Here is a 17,705-nt window from a genome sequence, read left to right as displayed (position 1 = left end):
CTCAACCCGGAGTACCGACCCCCGCGCAGGGCAGCCGCGTCAGCAGAACGGTATCCTTGTCGAGGGGCACCTGGGCACCCTTGCGTCTGAGTTCGTTGATGGCGTGCAGCAGGATCAGATTGACCTGTTCCACCTCACGCATGTCGTCCGCTTTCAGCAGGCGCGACACCCGCACATTGTGATCGGCCTCGATGAGGGTGATCAGCAAGCCGTCGCTACGCCGCTCCAGCTCGTGGCGCACGGGCGGATCGAGTTGGGCCAAGCGTTCATGCAACCTGTCCATCAGCAGGGCTCCCGGAGGAACGTCACCCTGTTCAGGCTAGCCGCCTCGGTGGAGAACGCAAGGCCTCTACTCGGGACCTGTCCGCCGACGGGAAATGCCCTCCGTTCACTTGGGCACGGGGGCGTCAACGGATGCGAGGCTGTCACGAAGCTGCCATCCACTACCGGCACGCTGGACCTCTTGACCACCACGCCGTGGCAGAGGCACATCCATGGATACTCGTCCCGCCATCCGTCCGCTCGATCCTTTCGCCACGCCATCGCAAAGGCTGGCGCTGGCTAACGACCTTGACCACTGCCGCTCCGCCGAGGCGCACGGCCAGTGCATCGCGCTGGCCACCCAGCGGCTGATCGTGCTCGGGCATCGGCGAATCCTGCTGGTCACCGCCGGGGAGCCGCCAATCGCCGACTTGCAGGCTCACAGTCAGATCATGCTGGCGGAGGGGTTGCCCCTGCTGCCCTGCCTGGAGCTCGATCCGGCAGCCATCCTGTGCTGGCCCGAGCTCGCCATCCGCCTGCAAGGCGCTGCTCCGACCGCCCTGCTCTGCACCCGGGCCATCCTGGCCCAGACACTCCAGACCGCCCTATACCCTGGCGCGCTACCCTCGCTGACCATCACCGGTCCCGAAGTGCGTACCGGGGCAGATAGCGCGTCTTGGCACTAGCTGGGACGTCCATGCCTTAGAAATTCGAACCCCGGATCGTCCGTCCCGCCTGATCGGGCTGCTGCAGATTGCCCGAGGTGGCGGCCTTGGCCGGATTCCAGTCGATCTCGGCGCGCTGGACCGCGGCAGCGGTGAAGCGCTCGTTAAGTTCCGGCGCCAGGCGATGCCCCCAGTAGGCCAGCTTGGCCTTGTAGCCCACGGTGATCTCCTTTTGCGGCTGCAGCAGCGCGCCGACGATGGCCTGCACCGCCTTGTCCGGCGAATCCTTGGTGGGCAGGTCGGCGCGGTGTCCGGTATAGGTGGCGGCATGGCCCCAGATTGGCGTATCCAGCGCCCAGGGCAGCACCGTCGACAACTGGATGTTCGGCTGGCGGCCACGGCGCAATTCCTGCTGCAGCACCCGGCCGAGACTGAGCACCGCGGCCTTGGATGCCGAATAGGACGCCTGGTAGGCGTGGGGAATCTCGCCGTCCACCGAGGCCACGTTGACCAGCCGGCCGTAGCCCTGGCGGCGGAAACGCTGCAGGGCCAGGTGGGTACCTATCACCACACCCTTCACATTGGTATCCAGCAGGCGCAGGTGGTCTTCCAGGGGCACCTCTTCGAAACGCCCGACCGCGACCACGCCGGCATTGTTGATCCAGCCGTCGATGCGGCCGAAGCGCTGCTCGGCCTGCTCGGCCAGGGCGGTCATCTGCGCCACGTCGGCCACGTCAGTGGGCACTGCCAGGGCGGCCACGCCTAAGGCCTGGACCTCCACCGCCAGGGCTTCCAGCGCCTCGGTCCGCCGCGCCGCCAGCACCAGGTTAGCACCGTGCCGAGCCAGCGCCAGGGCCACGCCGCGGCCGACGCCACTTGAGGCGCCGGTGACAACGATGGTCCGGCCGTTCAGCTGCTGGCGATCGATCCGCGGCGAACGGCGGGACGAGGTGCGATTCAGCAGAGCCAGGGCGGCAGGCAGGGCAAGCAACAGCGGTAGGGTACGCATCAGGGGGCTTCCTCAGGGTCTGTGTCTGAGGTGTGACTCCAGTAGGACCGCGCTGACGTCCCGCAGCGAGACGACCGGGGCCGGGCCTGCCGGCGCCGGCCGTTTCGGTTGTCTGCGGTAACTACCGTGCCAGGGCAGCCCACGCTGACCATGACCGTTCGGCGGAACGCCTCAGTCCTCGGACTGGCGATGGGGCATGGCGATGCCGTGCAACTTGAGCCGGCGATAGAGGGTGGCCCGGGACATCCCCAGCGCCCGGGCGGTCGGGATGGCCTTCCAGCGGTGCCGCACCAGGGCCGCCAGGATCGCCCGTCGCTCGGGACTGTCGACCTCGGGTGGCGGCTCGATGGCCGGCGCGCCGCCGGGCCGCAGACTGGCCGGTAGGTGATCGAGGCTGATGAGCGCGCCGTCGCACAGGGCGCAGGCGTAGCGCAGCGCATTGCGCAATTCGCGTACGTTGCCCGGCCAGTCATGGGCCAGGATGGCTTCCTGCACCTGGGGCGCCAGCTCCGGCGCGGGACGCTCGCCGCATTCCTCGTCGAGCAGCCGCCGCGCCAGCGCCAGCCGGTCGGCACGCGTGCGTAGCGGCGGCAGCTGGAACACGGCGCCATTGAGGCGATAGAGCAGGTCTTCGCGAAACAGCCCGGCGGCGACCTGCGCCTGGAGGTCGCGGTGGGTAGCGCAGACCAGCCGCACATCGACCCGCCGCGCCTGGGCGCTGCCCACTGGCAGCACCTCTCCCTCGGCCAGCACCCGCAGCAGCCGGGTCTGCAGCGCCAGGGGCATGTCGCCGATCTCGTCGAGAAACAGGGTGCCGCCATCGGCCGCCACGATCAGCCCATCGCGACCCTGGCGCTGGGCGCCGGTAAAGGCCCCCGCGGCATGGCCGAACAATTCGCTCTCGATCAGGCTTTCCGGCAGCGCCGCGCAATTGAGGGCGACGAAGGGCCGCCCGCTGCGATCACCGCCCTGGTGCAGGCCGCGGGCGAAGACCTCCTTGCCGGTGCCGGTCTCGCCGGTCACCAGGATCGGCAGGCCATGGCGATAGAGCCGCAGGGCGGTCGCGAGGGCCTGACTGATCCGCGGCTCCTCCTCGGGGTCCGCCGCACGCAGCTCGCGGACCAGCGGGATCACCACCCCAAGACGCTGCCGCGGCGCCCGTACCCGGGCGTGGAAATGTGCTTCGCCCAAACGCAGGGGTTCGCCATGGTCCTCCTGCAACCGCGCCGGGGCATCGCGACCGAACAGCTCGTCCAGACGCTGCGGCAGATAGCCCAGCTGAGCGAGGCAGAGTTGCCGGGCCGGGCGATTCAGCCCGGTCAGGCGTCCGCTCTGATCCCAGGCCAGCAGCAATTCCGGCTGGGTGTCGAGATAGCTGGCCTGCGCATGGCCGCAGAGCACCCAGTCGCCCCGGGCGCTGTGCATGAAGTAGGCATTCTCGATGCGCTGGGCGCTGTCGCGGGTGAATTGCTGGATCAGCAGCTGGCTGCGGCGGTCGTCCGGCGAGCGCGGCGCCGAGACGTCCAGCACCCCGAGCAACTCGCCGCTCGGCGCGAACACCGGCGCAGCGGTGCAGGTAAGGCCGGTAAAGGCCACGCGGAAATGATCGGCCTTGTGCACCGTGACCGGCGCCCGGTCGGTGAGCACCGCGGCCACCCCGCAGGTGCCCTCCTCCTGCTCGGACCAACAGGTGCCCAGGTAGAGCCCGGCGCGGCGGCATTCGTCGTCCAGCCGATCGCTGACCCGGTAGTCCAGGGTATGGCCCTGGGCGTCGGCCAGCAGCACGCAGTAGTCGGCCGCCTCGACCCGCGCATGCAGGGCGCCCAGTTCGCCGTCGGCCACGCGCAGAAAGTCTTCCGCCGCCTGCTGGTGCTGGCGCAATTCGTAGCGCGAGAGGATGCGCGGACCGCGCAGGCTGCCCGGGTCGAGCTGATACTGCTCGAAGGAACGACGCCAGGAATCGAGGATGCGCCCGGGCGGACTGGCCGAGCGCAAGGGCGCACGCAGGGCCTGGTCGATGGCGCGGGCGTGATAGCGGGCCTGGGTAGACAACATGGGCGTCTCTCCCTGAATTCCGGTCATGGCATGGAAGGCCGGTCATTGTTCTGCCCTTCATTTAGCGCCCCCCGGCCCCGGCCTTCAAGTCCGCCGCGCCCTGAGACGTATCGTCTCAGCGTCTCGCCCCGCCGTCGCAACCCTGAGACGCCCCGGCGCGGCACGGCCCTCCCGCCGGACCTGGCCATCCCCCGCAAAGCCGCACCCAGCCTGGCCTGTAGCGAAACTGCAGCAACCTGGCACCCGCCTTGCTCAGGGCTCTGCGACGCTCCCAAGACAACGACAAGAGGGCCAGACCCATGAGCGCACCCCGGCATCGCCGCACGGCTGCCCTGACCGATGACCCAGGCCGCGGAGGTCAGCCATGCCCATAACCGTCGGCATCCTGCCCAACCCCGCCTCGGGGCGCGACCTGCGGCGCCTGACCGGCAATGCCGCCCTCACCTCCAGCACCGACAAGGCCGGGGTGGTGATGCGCCTGCTGGCGGCCTTTGGTGCCACCGGGGTGGAGCGGGTGCTCTTGCCGCCGGACATGACCGGCATCGCCGCCGCCGTGCTCAAGGCCAGTGGCAGTCGCCAGGCCCGCGAGCAGCGCTGGCCGGAACTCACCTTTCTAGACCTGCCGCTGACCCAGACGGTGGACGACACCCGTCGCGCCGCACGGCTGTTGCTGGCCCAGGGCGCGGCGGTGATCGCCGTGCTCGGCGGCGACGGCACCCACAAGGCGGTGGCCGCCGAGGTGGGTGACCTGCCGCTCCTGACCCTGTCCACCGGCACCAACAATGCCTTTCCGGAATTGCGCGAGGCCACCAGCGCCGGGCTGGCCGGCGGCCTGGTGGCCAGCGGCCGGGTCGATCCGGCCCTGGCGCTACGGCGTAACAAGCGGCTGCGCGTCGAGGTGCCCGAGCGCGGCATCTGCGATTGGGCGCTAGTGGACGTAGCGGTCTGTCGCCAGGCCTATCTCGGCGCCCGGGCAGTGACCCAGGTGGAGGACCTGGCCGAGGTCTTCACCACCTTCGCCGAGCCCTGGGCCATCGGCCTATCGGCGCTGTGCGGCCTCTGGCATCCGGTCGCGCGCAGCGCCCCCCATGGCGGCTGGATGCGGCTGGAGCCGGACGCACCGGCGCAACTGACCGTCCCCCTCGCCCCCGGCGTGCTGGCTCAGGCCGGCATCGCCGCCAGCGGCCTGCTCTTGCCGGGCGAGCCACGCAGCCTGGCGCTGGCTGCCGGCACCCTGGCGCTGGATGGCGAGCGGGAAATCGAATTCGGTCCCGAGGCGCGTCCCCAGGTGACGCTGGACCTCGACGGCCCCCTGAGCATCGACGTGGAGCGGGTGCTGGAGCTGGCGGCGCAGCAGCGCCTGCTGGTCCGCCGCCGGCCCGCGTCGGCCCTTGGCAATCCTGGAGAACAATAAGATGAGCGAGAACCCCAGCGTCGAAAATCTGAGCCATGCCTACCGGGTGATGCGCACCATCCGCGCCTTCGAGGAGCGGCTGCACGTCGAATTCGCCACCGGTGAGATTCCTGGCTTCGTCCACCTCTATGCCGGTGAGGAAGCCTCGGCCGCCGGCGTCATGGCTCACCTGGGCCACGAGGACAGCATCGCCTCCACCCACCGCGGCCACGGCCACTGCATCGCCAAGGGCGTGGACGTCTACGGCATGATGGCCGAGATCTACGGCAAGAAGACCGGGGTCTGCCAGGGCAAGGGCGGCTCCATGCACATCGCCGACCTGGAAAAAGGCATGCTCGGCGCCAATGGCATCGTCGGCGCCGGGGCACCCCTGGCCGCCGGTGCCGCCCTGGCGGCCAAGCTAAAGGGCAGCGACGCCGTGGCCGTGGCCTTCTTCGGCGACGGCGGCTCCAACGAGGGCGCGGTGTTCGAGGCCATGAACCTGGCCTCGGTGTGGAATCTCCCCTGCATCTTCGTCGCCGAGAACAACGGCTACGCCGAGGCCACCGCCTCCAACTGGTCGGTGGCCTGCGACCACATCGCCGACCGCGCCGCCGGCTTCGGCATGCCCGGGGTGACGGTGGACGGCTTCGACTTCTTCGCCGTCCACGAAGCCGCCGCGGCCGCCGTGGCCCGCGCCCGGGCCGGCGAAGGCCCCTCGCTGATCGAGGTGAAGTTCACCCGCTACTTCGGCCACTTCGAGGGCGACGCCCAGACCTATCGCGATCCCAACGAGGTCAAGCAGGCCCGCGAGCAGCGCGACTGCCTGATGCAGTTCCGCGAGCGGGTGACGCGCTCCGGCCAGTTGCAACCCGCCCTGCTCGACAGCATCGACCAGGAGGTGGAACAGCTCATCGAGGACGCCGTGCGCAAGGCCAAGGCCGATCCCAAGCCCGGCCCGGAAGACCTGCTCACCGACGTCTACGTCACCTACGCCTGATCGGAAAACAACAAGGAGCGCCACCATGGCCAGAAAGATCAGCTACCAGCAAGCCATCAACGAAGCCCTGGAACAGGAAATGCGCCGCGATCCCACCGTCTTCCTCATGGGCGAGGACAACGCCGGCGGCGCCGGCGCGCCCGGCGAACAGGACGCCTGGGGCGGCGTGCTCGGAGTCACCAAGGGCCTCTACCACAAGTTTCCCGGGCGGGTGCTGGACACCCCGCTGTCGGAGATCGGCTACGTCGGCGCGGCGGTGGGCGCTGCCGCCCGCGGCACCCGGCCGGTGTGCGAACTGATGTTCGTCGACTTCGCCGGCTGCTGCCTGGACCAGATCCTCAACCAGGCGGCCAAATTCCGCTACATGTTCGGCGGCAAGGCGGTCACTCCCCTGGTCCTGCGCACCATGGTCGGCGCGGGCCTGCGGGCCGCGGCCCAGCATTCGCAGATGCTGACGTCCTGGTGGACCCACATCCCCGGGCTCAAGGTGGTCTGCCCGGCCACCCCCTACGACGCCAAGGGGCTGCTGATCCAGGCCATCCGCGACAACGACCCGGTGATCTTCTGCGAGCACAAGCTGCTCTACGGCATGCAGGGCGAGGTGCCGGAGGAGTCCTACGCCATCCCCTTCGGCGAGGCCAGCTTCCTGCGCGAGGGCGACGACGTCAGCCTCATCACCTATGGCCGCATGGTGCACCTGGCCATGGAGGCCGCCGCCAACCTGGCGCGCCAGGGCATCTCCTGCGAGGTGCTCGACCTGCGCACCACCAGCCCGCTGGATAGCGACAGCATCCTGGAAAGCGTGGAAAAGACCGGTCGCGCGGTGGTCATCGACGAAGCCAATCCGCGCTGTTCGGTGGCCACCGACATCGCCGCCCTGCTCGCCGAACAGGCCTTCGACGACCTGCGCGCCCCGGTGCAGCTGGTGACCGCGCCGCACACCCCGGTGCCCTTCTCCGATGCCCTGGAAGACCTCTACATCCCCGACGCGGCCAAGATCGAGCGCGCCGTGGTCAAGATCACCCAAGGGAGGCAGGCCGCATGAGCCAGATCCATACCCTGACCATGCCCAAGTGGGGGCTGTCCATGACCGAGGGCCGGGTCAACGCCTGGCTCAAGGCCGAAGGCGACCCCATCGCCAAGGGCGACGAGGTGCTCGACGTCGAGACCGACAAGATCAGTAGCAGCGTCGAGGCGCCCTTCTCCGGCACCCTGCGCCGTTGCCTGGCCCGCGAGGACGAGACCCTGGCGGTGGGCGCCCTGCTGGCCATCGTGGTGGAAGGCGAGGCCAGCGACGAAGAGATCGACGCCGTAGTCACCCGCTTCCAGGAAGACTTCGTGCCCGGTGCCGAAGACGCCGCCGAGGCCGGTCCCCAGGCCCAGCGCATCGAACTCGACGGCCGGCCGCTGCGCTACCTGGAGCGCGGTGAAGGTGGCCTGCCCGTGGTGCTGATCCACGGCTTCTCTGGCGATCTGGACAACTGGCTGTTCAACCACGAGGCGCTGGCCGCCGAGCGCCGGGTGATCGCCCTGGACCTGCCCGGCCATGGCCAGTCCGGCAAGACGCTGGCCACGGGCGACCTCGCCGAGCTGGGCGCCGCGGTGCTGGCGCTGCTCGATCACCTGGACATCCCCCGCGCCGTGCTGGTCGGCCATTCCATGGGCGGCGCCGTGGCCCTGCAGCTGGCGCAGGTGGCGCCCCAGCGGATCGCCGGCCTGGTGCTGATCGGCAGTGCCGGACTGGGTGCGGAGATCAACGGTGACTATCTGCAAGGCTTCGTCGCCGCTACCAGCCGCAACCAACTCAAGGGCCCGGTCAGTCTACTGTTCAGCGATCCGGGACTGGTAACGCGGCCGCTGCTGGAAGACCTGCTCAAGTACAAGCGCCTGGAAGGCGTGGACCAGGCGCTGCACCAGCTGGCAGGCAACCTCTTCCCCAACGGCCAGCAGGCCCAGGTGTTGCGCCAGGTACTGGGCGGCGAGATGCCCGCGCTGCTGATCTGGGGCAAGGCCGACGCCATCATTCCGGTCCAGCATGCCGATGGCCTGCCCGCGGCCGTCCAGGTCGAGGTCCTGGAGGGCCAGGGCCACATGGTGCAGATGGAAGCCGCCGACCGGGTCAATGCCCTGATCCAGGCCTTCCTACCCCGCTGCGAACGCTAGAGGAGTCCCATCATGAAAGCAGCCCGTTTCCATGCCGCCCGCGACATCCGGGTGGAAGACGTCCCGCCACCCGGCGCGCCGGGCCCCACCCAGGTGCTGGTCAGGAACCAGTTCTGTGGCATCTGCGGCACCGACCTGCACGAATACCTGGGCGGCCCCATCTTCATTCCCACCGCGCCGCACAGCTACACCGGCGGCCAAGTGCCACAGATCCTCGGCCATGAGTATTCCGGCGTGGTGGAGGCCGTGGGCAGCCAGGTGACCGCGGTGAAGCCCGGTGACCGGGTCTCCATCCAGCCCATGGTTTCACCGCGGGACGACTACTATGGCCGCCGCGGCCAGTACCAGCTCAGCGAACAGCTGGCGATCATCGGCCTGTCCCATCCCTGGGGCGGCATGGCCGAGTACTCCCTGGTGGAGGACTACAACGCCATCCCCATGCCGGACGACCTCAGCACCGCGCACGCGGCCTTGATCGAACCCACGGCGGTAACCGTCTACGCCACCCACCGGGGCGGGGTGAAACCCGGCGACAGCGTGCTGGTGGCCGGCGCCGGGCCCATCGGCCAGTTGCAGGTCATGGCCGCGCGCGCCGCCGGGGCCACCCGGATCTTTCTGGTGGATCTCAACGACAATCGCCTGGAGATGGCCCGGCGCCTGGTGGACGGCCTCATCACCCTCAATCCCGGCAGCACCGATGTGCCGCGCGAGGTGCGCGCCCACACCGCCGGTGGAGTGGGAGTAGATGTGGCCTTCGAATGCGTCGGCGCCGAGGCACCGCTGGGGCTGTGCCTGGAGGCGGTCCGCCGCCAGGGCGTGGTGGTGCAGGTGGGGATGCAGGGCAAGCCGCCGGCACTGGACGGCTTCACCCTGACCTACAAGGACGTCGACCTGCGCGGCTCCTGGTGCTACTCGACGCTGATGTGGCCCCAGGTGGCGGCCCTGATCGCCAGTGGCCAGCTGCCGGCGGAAAAGGTGGTGACCCGCCATATCGCCCTGGACGACGTGGTGAAACAGGGCTTCGAAGCCTTGCTGGACAAGGCCGGGACCCAGTTGAAGATCCTGATCGAGCTGTAGGGCTTGCCCACGCGGTCGGCGGGGGCCGCCACGTGGGGCTTTTCGCTACCTTACCGAAGCCGTCTAAATAAAATCGGTCATTGCGATGAGTTCCTTGCAAGGCCGTTACCTAAATAATTCAACTGGCTTACGCTCTCAATTTAAAGCAAAAATCCAATGCGCCCTCAGACATTGACCGTTACCTTTCGATGTACCTCAGCGGGCTGGAGAAAATGGATTTCTATCTGGTAAGCTGATGACTGGGCTATCTGGCGAACCGAATAGCCATTCCACTTCTAAGGCTTCCAAGCAAACCCAACTTTCGCAAATAACACTGACTATACACCAACCATTAGTGGCCGCACCTCTTTCACCTAATAAAATAACGTCAAAACCAGTAGCCACTCACGTGATAGCGGCTAAAGAATTCCCTTCAGTACCGACACAGAGACTATATACCAAGTATTAAAATGCTATTCTTTTCACACCAACAACATGAATTACACCACAACTTTCTTTCTTAAAAACGCAGTACCAAATTATTAATGAAAATGAGATCCAGCATAGCCGTACAAAGCAACACCCAAACATCACTTCGACCCCAATTCGCCTTAAAACCAAACCCTATTACCTGCAAAGCAATGAAAACCGAAGATAACACATCACATCAGCAATACTGAAATAAAGACCGTGCAAAATCTTCAAAAGAACGACATCAGCCTCTAAATTAAAAATACAAATGAAATAAAGTATGGAAAAATTTGAAGCAACAAACGTTGAAGAAGCAGTTTCACTCGCTGAACGCTTAAAAAAAGAAGGTCGTTACAACTGGTTCCGAGGACAGCTTCGAGACTGGGAGCCATGTTCTTCACTTGAGCGAAAACTTGGCTCGAGTATTGATGCAAAGCAGCACCTTGACGCCAAACTAAGCCGATTTTTAAAGTGGGTAGAAGGCCAGCCTCCTCTCGCCTATTTGGCACAAGAACAACATGTCGATTCATTGTTCGCTGTACTTCAGCATTACGGGTTCCCTACCGCATATATTGATTTTACTACCGAGCCCTCCATTGCTGGATTCTTTGCATCTGACACTCAAACTCCACCTGAAGAGTTTGGAAAATCGGTTATCTACTGTCTTAATACCGAAGACCTAGAAGCATTCTATAAATCCATACCTTTTCCAAGTGAAGGCGAACCATTTAAGGCCGAACCGTTAACAATCAAAGTAAACAACCTTTGGAGGTTGCAATCTCAGCACGGCCACTTTTTGTTCGCGAATCATCCATGGTATCGCCTTTATGATATGGACAGGATCGTTTTTCCTTGGACTGGCATGCCCGCGTTCCCGCCGCGCGAACAGATATACCCAAATCACAAGAGTCCGTTAGAGCAGCTACTCGACATGTATTTTTTCAACGAGCGACTCTTCGAGGGCGAGGCAGCGATACGCAATATGACCAAAGGAGGAAAAAACCTTTTTCATTACTTTCAGATTGAGAAAGCAGAGACCCATGAAAGCAACTCATTTAAACTACCTCCAAAGACCTCTAAACTTTGGGACAACCAGATATTAAAAGAATGGCATACAAATCCAATCGAGGATTTTCATTCGACCGTAGGCCGCCAAATCACTCTACCTCTACGTAGTGGACCTGCAGCGCCGAGTGCTGCGGACCAGATAATCCACTCAATCAAAAGTGCATTAAACTCCCAGCCAGCACTTAGGCACCAAGCGATCGACTGGAATTTTACTGAGATACCGAAGAACGTCGATCATTCGCTATTTAAGTCATCTATATGCGATGCATGGAATGGCATGCGGAATCTTCCTTACACAAACGAAGATATTGCTTTTTCTTTTTCTGCCTTAATCGTCCTATGCGGTATACCGGACTGTCGCTCACTAAATGGGCACATGGTCGATCAAGCATTCCGATCCTGGGTTTCGGACGCCGTACATATAGAATTTGGCTATCCTGGCGCCTCTTACTCTAGAGCCTACTGCTCCGGTAGCAAGCTATTTAAAGCTTTGGATCCAGAGTGGATTTCCAACCTTAAAAGCCCTGAATTAGCGAAATCAATAACTGAGGCATTTCACCAGACGCATGATCCTCGCCTAATGTTCGACTTCACACAACTTAAAAGCATATTCGCCCGCGAAATAATTCCATCACAGCTTGCAATGAAGCGCCCGTTAGTTCTTTACAACCCCGCCAATTTGGACGTCTTCGGCCTTCCATAATAGAGCCACCCCCAGCAAAGCATGACACAAAAGTGGCAAATGCTATTGCCGATTAAAGCAAGCAATAGCACCTGCCACACACCAGAGCGCGAACAGAAACTTTAAGACCAGCAGTCCTTCACTGCATAGCTACAGACAGCAAACCATAAAATCAAATAGTCATTCTATTAGTCATTTATCATACGGCCATTACAAATTCTTCCTGCATTATTGGAAGGTCGTCGCGCCAAAGCTCGGACGTGCGGTGAGCCGCTGGTAGAAGGCCACCAACCGCCGGTGCCCGGACCAGTCGATCTCCGGCAGGCGAAAGCTCAGGTAGTCCAGGCCGACGGCCACCAGGTAGTGGCTGAAATCCAGGTCCTGTGCCTCCAGCGTGGACGTCTCCGCCAAGCGCGCCAGCAGCCGGTCGATGGCCGCCAGCCGGCGCGCGCCCAGCACCGAGTCATCCTGAGCCGCACCGCCAAGCTTGCGGGCGATCACCGTGCCGAAGGCGGCGTCGATCAGGCCCTGGCCCAGGCCGGCCAGTTGCAGGCGCTCGGCCGCGAGCGGACTGCCCTCACCCAACTGGTGCAGGTGGACACAGATCAGCAGGGTCTCACTGAGGGCAATGCCCTCGTCGGTGATCAGCACCGGGACCTTGTTGGCCGGATTGGCCGCCAGCAGGGTCGAATCGTCGTTCCAGGGATCGCTCCACACCAGCGTCAGTCGCGCGCCGAAGCCGGCTTCGAGGGCGGTGACGCGCGCGGCGCGGGCATAGGGCGAGGTCTGGTTCAGCAGCAGTTGCATGGCGGACTCCGGGACACGGGTGGGCAGTAAAGACGTGCCCGCCAGTGTAGCCGCTGGCGTACGCCCTCAGTGCGGTCGGGTCACCGTAAGGACCACGGCGGCGATGCGATCGGTATGGGCATAGACGCCGCTCTCCAGTTCTTCACCGAAGACATCCGGGTCCAGTTCGCGATAGCGCCAGGCCACGTCCTGGCCGGTCAGGCGGGTGCGGACTTCCTCCAGGAAAGGATCGCGCCCCTCGACCATGGCGACGCCGGTGTAGAGCAGCAGGGTGCCGCCCGGAGCCAGGCGCTCCAGGGCCGTGTCGAGAATGGCCAGCGACAGGCCGGCGCCCAGCAGGCCGCCGCCATGGCGATAGGCGCGCTCGCCCGGGTCGACCAGATAGGGCGGGTTGGACAGGATGAAGTCGAAGTCACCGTCCACGTCCTTGAGCAGGTTGCTGTAGCACGCCTGCAGATTGTCGGCCCCGGCCAACGCGGCATTGACCCGGGTCAGCGCCAGGGCGCGCTGATTGATGTCCACCGCCAGCACCTCCGCATCGGGCCGCGCCAGGGCGACCAGGATGGCACCGGGACCGGCGCCACTGCCGATGTCCACCGCACGGCGGATGGTGCCGGTCTCGAAGCACAACTGGGCTTCCAGGGCATTGGCATAGCGATAGGTATCGGGGCCGAAGAACACCGCGTCGGCTTCTTCGGTGGGATAGGCGGAATGCACGAACAGCTGGTGGCCCAGGCTGGATACTCGCACCCGGCTGCGCCAGCCGCCGGGCACCGGGGTCAGCAGCTCGGCCGCGGCCAGGGCGTCGATGAGGGGCTCCGGCAGCACCTCGCGGGAAAACGGCCGGCTCCAGCCGAAGACGCCTTGCAGATCCCGCGCCCAGGCATTGCCAGGTCGGGCATTGACCCGGGCGTGAGAGGCCGGGGTCGGGGTGATGAAGTGATAGTCGGCGGCACGCAGCGTCTCGACCAGCAGCTCCAATGCCTTGGTCGGGTCCGGGGTCGTCGCGGGGTGTTCGGGATGTTCCATGGCCGTCACGGGCAGGTCCTTAGGTGGCAATCAAGATGAAAAAAGGACCCTCGGGGGTCCTGGCCTGGGCGTCAGCCCAACAGCGAGACGAACAGCCGCGTCGCCAATAGGCCGGCGCGGCTGTGATGGCGCGCCGGCGACAGCTGTTCGACCAGCAGCGCCATGGCGGCGGCGCGACTGGGTTGGCTCGCTAGCCGTTGCTCCAGTGCGGCCTCCTCGCTGTCGAAATCGCTGGCCTGGGCCCTGCTCGCATTGGCCGCCCCGCCCTGCTCCGCTTCCAGCGCCGGGCACAGGCGTTCCTGCTGGCGCTGGCGGGCGCGAAAGCTCACCTCGCGGCGCGGCAGCACGGCCACCCGCTCGCCGGTGGCCTGCTTGCGGGCGCCGTTGTGCACGAAGTCGCCGGCGATCCAGTCGTGGATCAGTTGCTGCTCGTAGGCGGTGAAGACGCCGAACATCTCCGCGCGTTCGCCCTGGATCAGCCGCCAGAAGCGGCTGTTGGTGGGATCCTCATGGCGCTTGATCCAGCCCTGCTCCTGCATCACCGCGAGGAAGTCGGGAATCTGCGCCAGATCGTATAGCCAGTCGCTGACGCTGCGTCCGCCGATGCGGCAGTAGTCGGAATGCACATAGCGGCCGACGCTGCTCTTTTCCGCCAGCACCTCGATCACCGCCTGCTCGAGGTCGAAGCCGGCGATCACCGAGGTGGTGCTGGCGCCCAATTCATTGAGCAGATAGCCCTGGACCACGCGCTGGTAGAAGGCCGCGCGGCCGTCGGCGGGCATGGCGTCGTGCACCGCCTGCAGGGCCTTGCGCGCATGGCCGGTGCCGGCATTGTCGACGGTCACGTGCAGGGTGAAGTAATAGGGGTCGATGCCCAGTTCGTTGAGCTCGTAGGAGGTGATCAACAGGTGCAGCGGCAACTGCTCGTAGCCCAGGTTGAAACCCAGCACCTCGGGCAGGTAGTGATCGGCGTTATGGGCCAGGGCCAGCTGGATGGCGCCCTGCACATAGTGGTCGTCGCTCAGCTCGGCGAAGTCCTCGCAGCCGTGGCTGGCCAGCAGCTTGCGATAGAGCACCACGTGATTCTTGTCCGGTTGGCCGTCGCCCAGTTCTTCGAGGTAGATCTGGATGGCGGCGCGATAGCGCAGGTCGTCCCAGTGGGCCAGGGTGCCATAGAGCCAGGCGCCATCCACCAGTTTGGTCGGCGCCACGCCGCGCAGGAAATAGAGTGCATGGGCCTTGCTGCCGAAATAGCGGCGCGGCGCCCCGGCCTTGCGCGCGGCCAGGTAGTCGCGGTACTGGGCGCCGACCCGGGCGTTGTTCTCCAGCACCCAGGCCTCCAGGCCGTCGGAGTCTTCCGGCAGGTCGGCGCTCATACCGGCTACCGCCTGCAGCTGGTCGTCGAGAAAGAGACGGGCCCGCTCCTGCGCCTGGACACCCGGGTGGTCTACCAGCAACGCCTGGTAAAGCGCCTTGGCGGGTTCGAGAGTGACCGGGTTCGAGGCGGTGCGCTGGCCGGTAACGGCTCTTGTCGTGGTCTGCATGAGGGGCACATCTGGCAGCTGATGAATACCTCGTTCGGCCCATGGGTAAGGCCTTGGTTCCTGGCCAAGCCCACGCCAGGACTGCGCCGCCTCGCTTGTGGCCGTCAAAGGCGCAGGCCTGCGGCCGCTGCCATTCGTCGGCGGCCGATCCGCGCCGCTGCGCCCGTTGCCGCTCGGCAAGCCAAGCGACGGGTGAACTGACGAGAGACCTCATTTCCCACCCTGGCAGGCCGATAGCCTGGAAATCCATACGACCGCCAGGCCCTGCCCATGTCCCCCGCCGATTCCGACGTCGATCTGCGCACCCTCCTCGATTCGATCCAGGAATTCATCGTCGCCAAGGACGGCCAGGGGCGCTGGCTGTTCGTCAATCGCATCGTGCTCGAAGCCTATGCCATGGTCGGCTTCGACTACGTGGGCATCACCGATGTCGAGTTGATCGAGCGGTTTCCGGCCCATGCCGAGGCCTTTCGCTACAACATCGAGACCGACGAACAGGCCTGGCAGAACGGCGCGCCCACCCAGATCGAAAAGTCCTTCATGGGCCCGGACGGCCGCATCAATACCTGGGAAGTGGTCAAGACCCCGCACTTCGATGCCCGGGATGGACGGCGGCTGCTGACCATCGTCAGCCGCAACGTCACCGAGCGCAAACTGGCCGAGACCGCCCTGCAGGAAAGCGAAAGGCGCTTCCGCTCGCTGGCCTACCTGGATGCCCTGACCGGCATCGCCAACCGCCGCAGCATCCTCGATCAGATCGCCCACTACCGGGCTGGCGCTGCCGGCCACCTGCCCTGCGCCCTGTTCTATCTGGATCTCGACCGCTTCAAGGCGATCAACGACGAATTCGGCCACGAATTCGGCGATCTGCTGCTGGTGGCCTTCGTCGCTCGGGTCAGCGCCTGCCTGCGGGCCGGGGATCTGCTCGGCCGGATCGGCGGCGACGAATTCATCGTCTTCCTGCGCGAGACCTCCGCCGCGGCGGCCCTGGTCCTGGCCGAGCGCCTGTGCAGCGCCCTGCAGCAACCCTGGCAGCTGCAGGGCATCAGCCTCGAGACCACCTCCTCCATCGGCATCGCCCATTGCACCGATGGCCGCCTGAATGTCCATGAACTGATCCGCCGCGCCGACGGCGCCCTGTACCAGGCCAAGCGCGCCGGCCGGGCGCGGGTGGTGCTGGCCGAGGCCTAGAGCCGTTCGGTCGGCTGGGCGCGGATCAGGATTTCGCGCTGGCGAAAGGCCGTTTCCAGCCGGCGCCGATAGTCCGCCCACCAGGCCCTGTCCAGGGCCTCGGTCATGACCTCGTAGACCAGCAACTCGTCATCCTCGACGCGCTCCGCCTCGCCTTGGCAAAGGCCCTCCACCGGCGCCCGGCTGAAGGCGGTCAGCCCGCCGAAGCGCGCCACCAGTTCCTCACGGACCTCCCGGAACAGCGCCCCGGGCAGGCGCTGGCCGTCGTTGTCGTTCAGGGGTAGCAGCAACTGGACGAGGTACATGGCCGTCTCTCCTGGGATCTTTCGCTGCAGACCCCTCGGCACCCCGGACCGGTTCCCGGCCGTGGGTCCTGCCATGCCTGCCTGCCGGTGGGCAGGCAACGAAAAGGCCCTGCCGAGGGGCTCTCGGCAGGGCCTTTCCAGGCGTTCAGCTGGATCAGACCGAGAAGCGACCGACCAGGCGATTCATGTCCACCGCCAGGCGCGAGACCTCATGGGCCGCGGCGGCGGTCTGGTGGGCCCCGGCCGAGGTCTGGATCGACAGGTCGCGGATGCTGACCAGATTCTGGTCCACCGACCGGGCGACCTGGGCCTGCTCTTCGGACGCCGTGGCGATGAGGAAATTGCGCTCGTTGATCTCGGTGATGGAGCGGGCGATCTCCGCCAGGGCGGCGCCGGCTTCGTGGGCGATCTTCAGGGTGGCGGTGGCCTCGTCGCGGCTGCGTTGCATGGCCTGGACGGCGCCTTCCGAACCGCTCTGGATGCCGCCGATCATCTGCTCGATCTCGCGGGTGGATTCCTGGGTTCGGTGGGCCAGGGCCCGCACCTCGTCGGCGACCACGGCGAAGCCACGACCCTGTTCACCGGCCCGGGCGGCTTCGATGGCGGCGTTCAGCGCCAGCAGATTGGTCTGCTCGGCGATGCCGCGGATCACATCGACCACGGTGGCGATGCCTTGCGCCTGTCCGGCCAGAGCGACGATCTGCTCGCTGGTGTGGGACACGGTGTCGGTCAGCGAATGGATGGCATTGACGGTCTCGGTGACGCGAGCCGTGCCCAGGCCGGTCGAGCGCTCGGATTGCTGCGCCGAGGTCGAGGCGGAGGCGGCGTTACGCGCCACCTCCTCCACGGCGGCGGTCATCTCGTTAACGGCCGCGGCAGCCTGCTCCACCTCACTGTTCTGGCGCTGCAGGCCACGGCTGGCTTCCTCGGTCACGGCATTCATCTCTTCGGCAGCGGACGCCAGCTGGGTCGAGGCTTCGCCGATGTGGCTGACGGTGTCGCGCAG

General features: G+C 65.5%; 16 protein-coding genes. 8 read left to right on the top strand and 8 right to left on the bottom strand.

Annotation, left to right across the window (positions count from 1 at the left end; genetic code table 11):
* Position 1 precedes the first annotated feature (1 nt).
* Complete coding sequence (locus CFE50_RS05015; RefSeq protein WP_042133866.1) at positions 2-283, bottom strand: hypothetical protein; 282 nt, start codon at positions 281-283, stop codon at positions 2-4.
* 211 nt (positions 284-494) lie between these two features.
* Between CFE50_RS05015 and CFE50_RS05010 the strand changes: the two genes are divergently transcribed.
* Positions 495-947: a type 1 periplasmic-binding domain-containing protein gene (locus CFE50_RS05010; protein ID WP_241809847.1), complete on the top strand. Its 453-nt coding sequence runs from the start codon at positions 495-497 to the stop codon at positions 945-947.
* Between the two features lie 16 nt (positions 948-963).
* Here CFE50_RS05010 and CFE50_RS05005 read toward each other — a convergent pair whose 3' ends face one another.
* Together CFE50_RS05005 and CFE50_RS05000 are read right to left on the bottom strand one after the other, a co-directional pair.
* The gene (locus CFE50_RS05005; RefSeq protein ID WP_286731757.1) at positions 964-1,935 is read right to left on the bottom strand and encodes an SDR family NAD(P)-dependent oxidoreductase; all 972 of its coding nucleotides are present in this window, start codon (positions 1,933-1,935) and stop codon (positions 964-966) included.
* Positions 1,936-2,106: 171 nt separating this feature from the next.
* Positions 2,107-3,990, bottom strand: a complete 1,884-nt coding sequence (locus tag CFE50_RS05000) for a sigma-54-dependent Fis family transcriptional regulator (RefSeq protein WP_286731754.1) — start codon at positions 3,988-3,990, stop codon at positions 2,107-2,109.
* Positions 3,991-4,354: 364 nt separating this feature from the next.
* Here CFE50_RS05000 and CFE50_RS04995 point away from each other — a divergent pair, with 364 nt between their 5' ends.
* From CFE50_RS04995 to CFE50_RS04970, 6 genes are all read left to right on the top strand, one after another.
* On the top strand, positions 4,355-5,404 hold the full coding sequence (locus tag CFE50_RS04995) for an ATP-NAD kinase family protein (RefSeq protein WP_241809745.1): 1,050 nt from the start codon (positions 4,355-4,357) through the stop codon (positions 5,402-5,404).
* A 1-nt stretch (position 5,405) separates the two neighbouring features.
* On the top strand, positions 5,406-6,383 hold the full coding sequence (locus tag CFE50_RS04990) for a thiamine pyrophosphate-dependent dehydrogenase E1 component subunit alpha (RefSeq protein WP_231355111.1): 978 nt from the start codon (positions 5,406-5,408) through the stop codon (positions 6,381-6,383).
* Positions 6,384-6,408: 25 nt separating this feature from the next.
* Positions 6,409-7,428: an alpha-ketoacid dehydrogenase subunit beta gene (locus CFE50_RS04985; RefSeq protein WP_286731747.1), complete on the top strand. Its 1,020-nt coding sequence runs from the start codon at positions 6,409-6,411 to the stop codon at positions 7,426-7,428.
* Positions 7,425-8,546, top strand: coding sequence for an acetoin dehydrogenase dihydrolipoyllysine-residue acetyltransferase subunit (locus CFE50_RS04980; RefSeq protein ID WP_286731744.1), 1,122 nt, complete (start codon positions 7,425-7,427; stop codon positions 8,544-8,546). Before CFE50_RS04985 ends, CFE50_RS04980 begins: the two co-directional genes overlap by 4 nt.
* A 12-nt stretch (positions 8,547-8,558) precedes the next feature.
* A complete protein-coding gene (locus CFE50_RS04975; protein WP_286731742.1) occupies positions 8,559-9,623 on the top strand; it encodes a 2,3-butanediol dehydrogenase in 1,065 nt (354 codons plus the stop codon).
* 730 nt (positions 9,624-10,353) lie between these two features.
* The gene (locus tag CFE50_RS04970; protein ID WP_286731739.1) at positions 10,354-11,844 is read left to right on the top strand and encodes an FRG domain-containing protein; all 1,491 of its coding nucleotides are present in this window, start codon (positions 10,354-10,356) and stop codon (positions 11,842-11,844) included.
* Between the two features lie 207 nt (positions 11,845-12,051).
* Here the strand turns inward: CFE50_RS04970 and CFE50_RS04965 are convergent, their stop codons facing one another.
* The 3 genes from CFE50_RS04965 to CFE50_RS04955 all read right to left on the bottom strand — a co-directional run bounded on the left by CFE50_RS04965 (position 12,052) and on the right by CFE50_RS04955 (position 15,203).
* Complete coding sequence (locus tag CFE50_RS04965; protein WP_286731737.1) at positions 12,052-12,630, bottom strand: glutathione S-transferase family protein; 579 nt, start codon at positions 12,628-12,630, stop codon at positions 12,052-12,054.
* A gap of 66 nt (positions 12,631-12,696) precedes the next feature.
* Positions 12,697-13,659: a methyltransferase gene (locus CFE50_RS04960; protein ID WP_286731962.1), complete on the bottom strand. Its 963-nt coding sequence runs from the start codon at positions 13,657-13,659 to the stop codon at positions 12,697-12,699.
* 71 nt (positions 13,660-13,730) lie between these two features.
* The gene (locus tag CFE50_RS04955) at positions 13,731-15,203 is read right to left on the bottom strand and encodes an iron-containing redox enzyme family protein (RefSeq protein ID WP_286731734.1); all 1,473 of its coding nucleotides are present in this window, start codon (positions 15,201-15,203) and stop codon (positions 13,731-13,733) included.
* A 270-nt stretch (positions 15,204-15,473) separates the two neighbouring features.
* Between CFE50_RS04955 and CFE50_RS04950 the strand changes: the two genes are divergently transcribed.
* Entirely contained in the window at positions 15,474-16,394 is a 921-nt protein-coding gene (locus CFE50_RS04950; RefSeq protein ID WP_286731731.1) for a GGDEF domain-containing protein, read from the top strand.
* Here CFE50_RS04950 and CFE50_RS04945 read toward each other — a convergent pair.
* Both CFE50_RS04945 and CFE50_RS22735 read right to left on the bottom strand, forming a co-directional pair.
* Positions 16,391-16,699, bottom strand: a complete 309-nt coding sequence (locus CFE50_RS04945; RefSeq protein ID WP_241809752.1) for a hypothetical protein — start codon at positions 16,697-16,699, stop codon at positions 16,391-16,393. The two genes, CFE50_RS04950 and CFE50_RS04945, sit on opposite strands and share 4 nt — an antisense overlap.
* Before the next feature lie 154 nt (positions 16,700-16,853).
* A complete protein-coding gene (locus CFE50_RS22735; protein ID WP_502694681.1) occupies positions 16,854-17,642 on the bottom strand; it encodes a methyl-accepting chemotaxis protein in 789 nt (262 codons plus the stop codon).
* Between the last annotated feature and the right edge of the window lie 63 nt (positions 17,643-17,705).

The organism is Pseudomonas sp. PGPPP4 (assembly GCF_002256045.1).
In the GTDB taxonomy this organism is placed as follows: domain Bacteria; phylum Pseudomonadota; class Gammaproteobacteria; order Pseudomonadales; family Pseudomonadaceae; genus Chryseomonas; species Chryseomonas oryzihabitans.
Note: the sequence above shows the minus strand (reverse complement) of the source record. Positions and strands in the feature narration are given on the sequence as shown.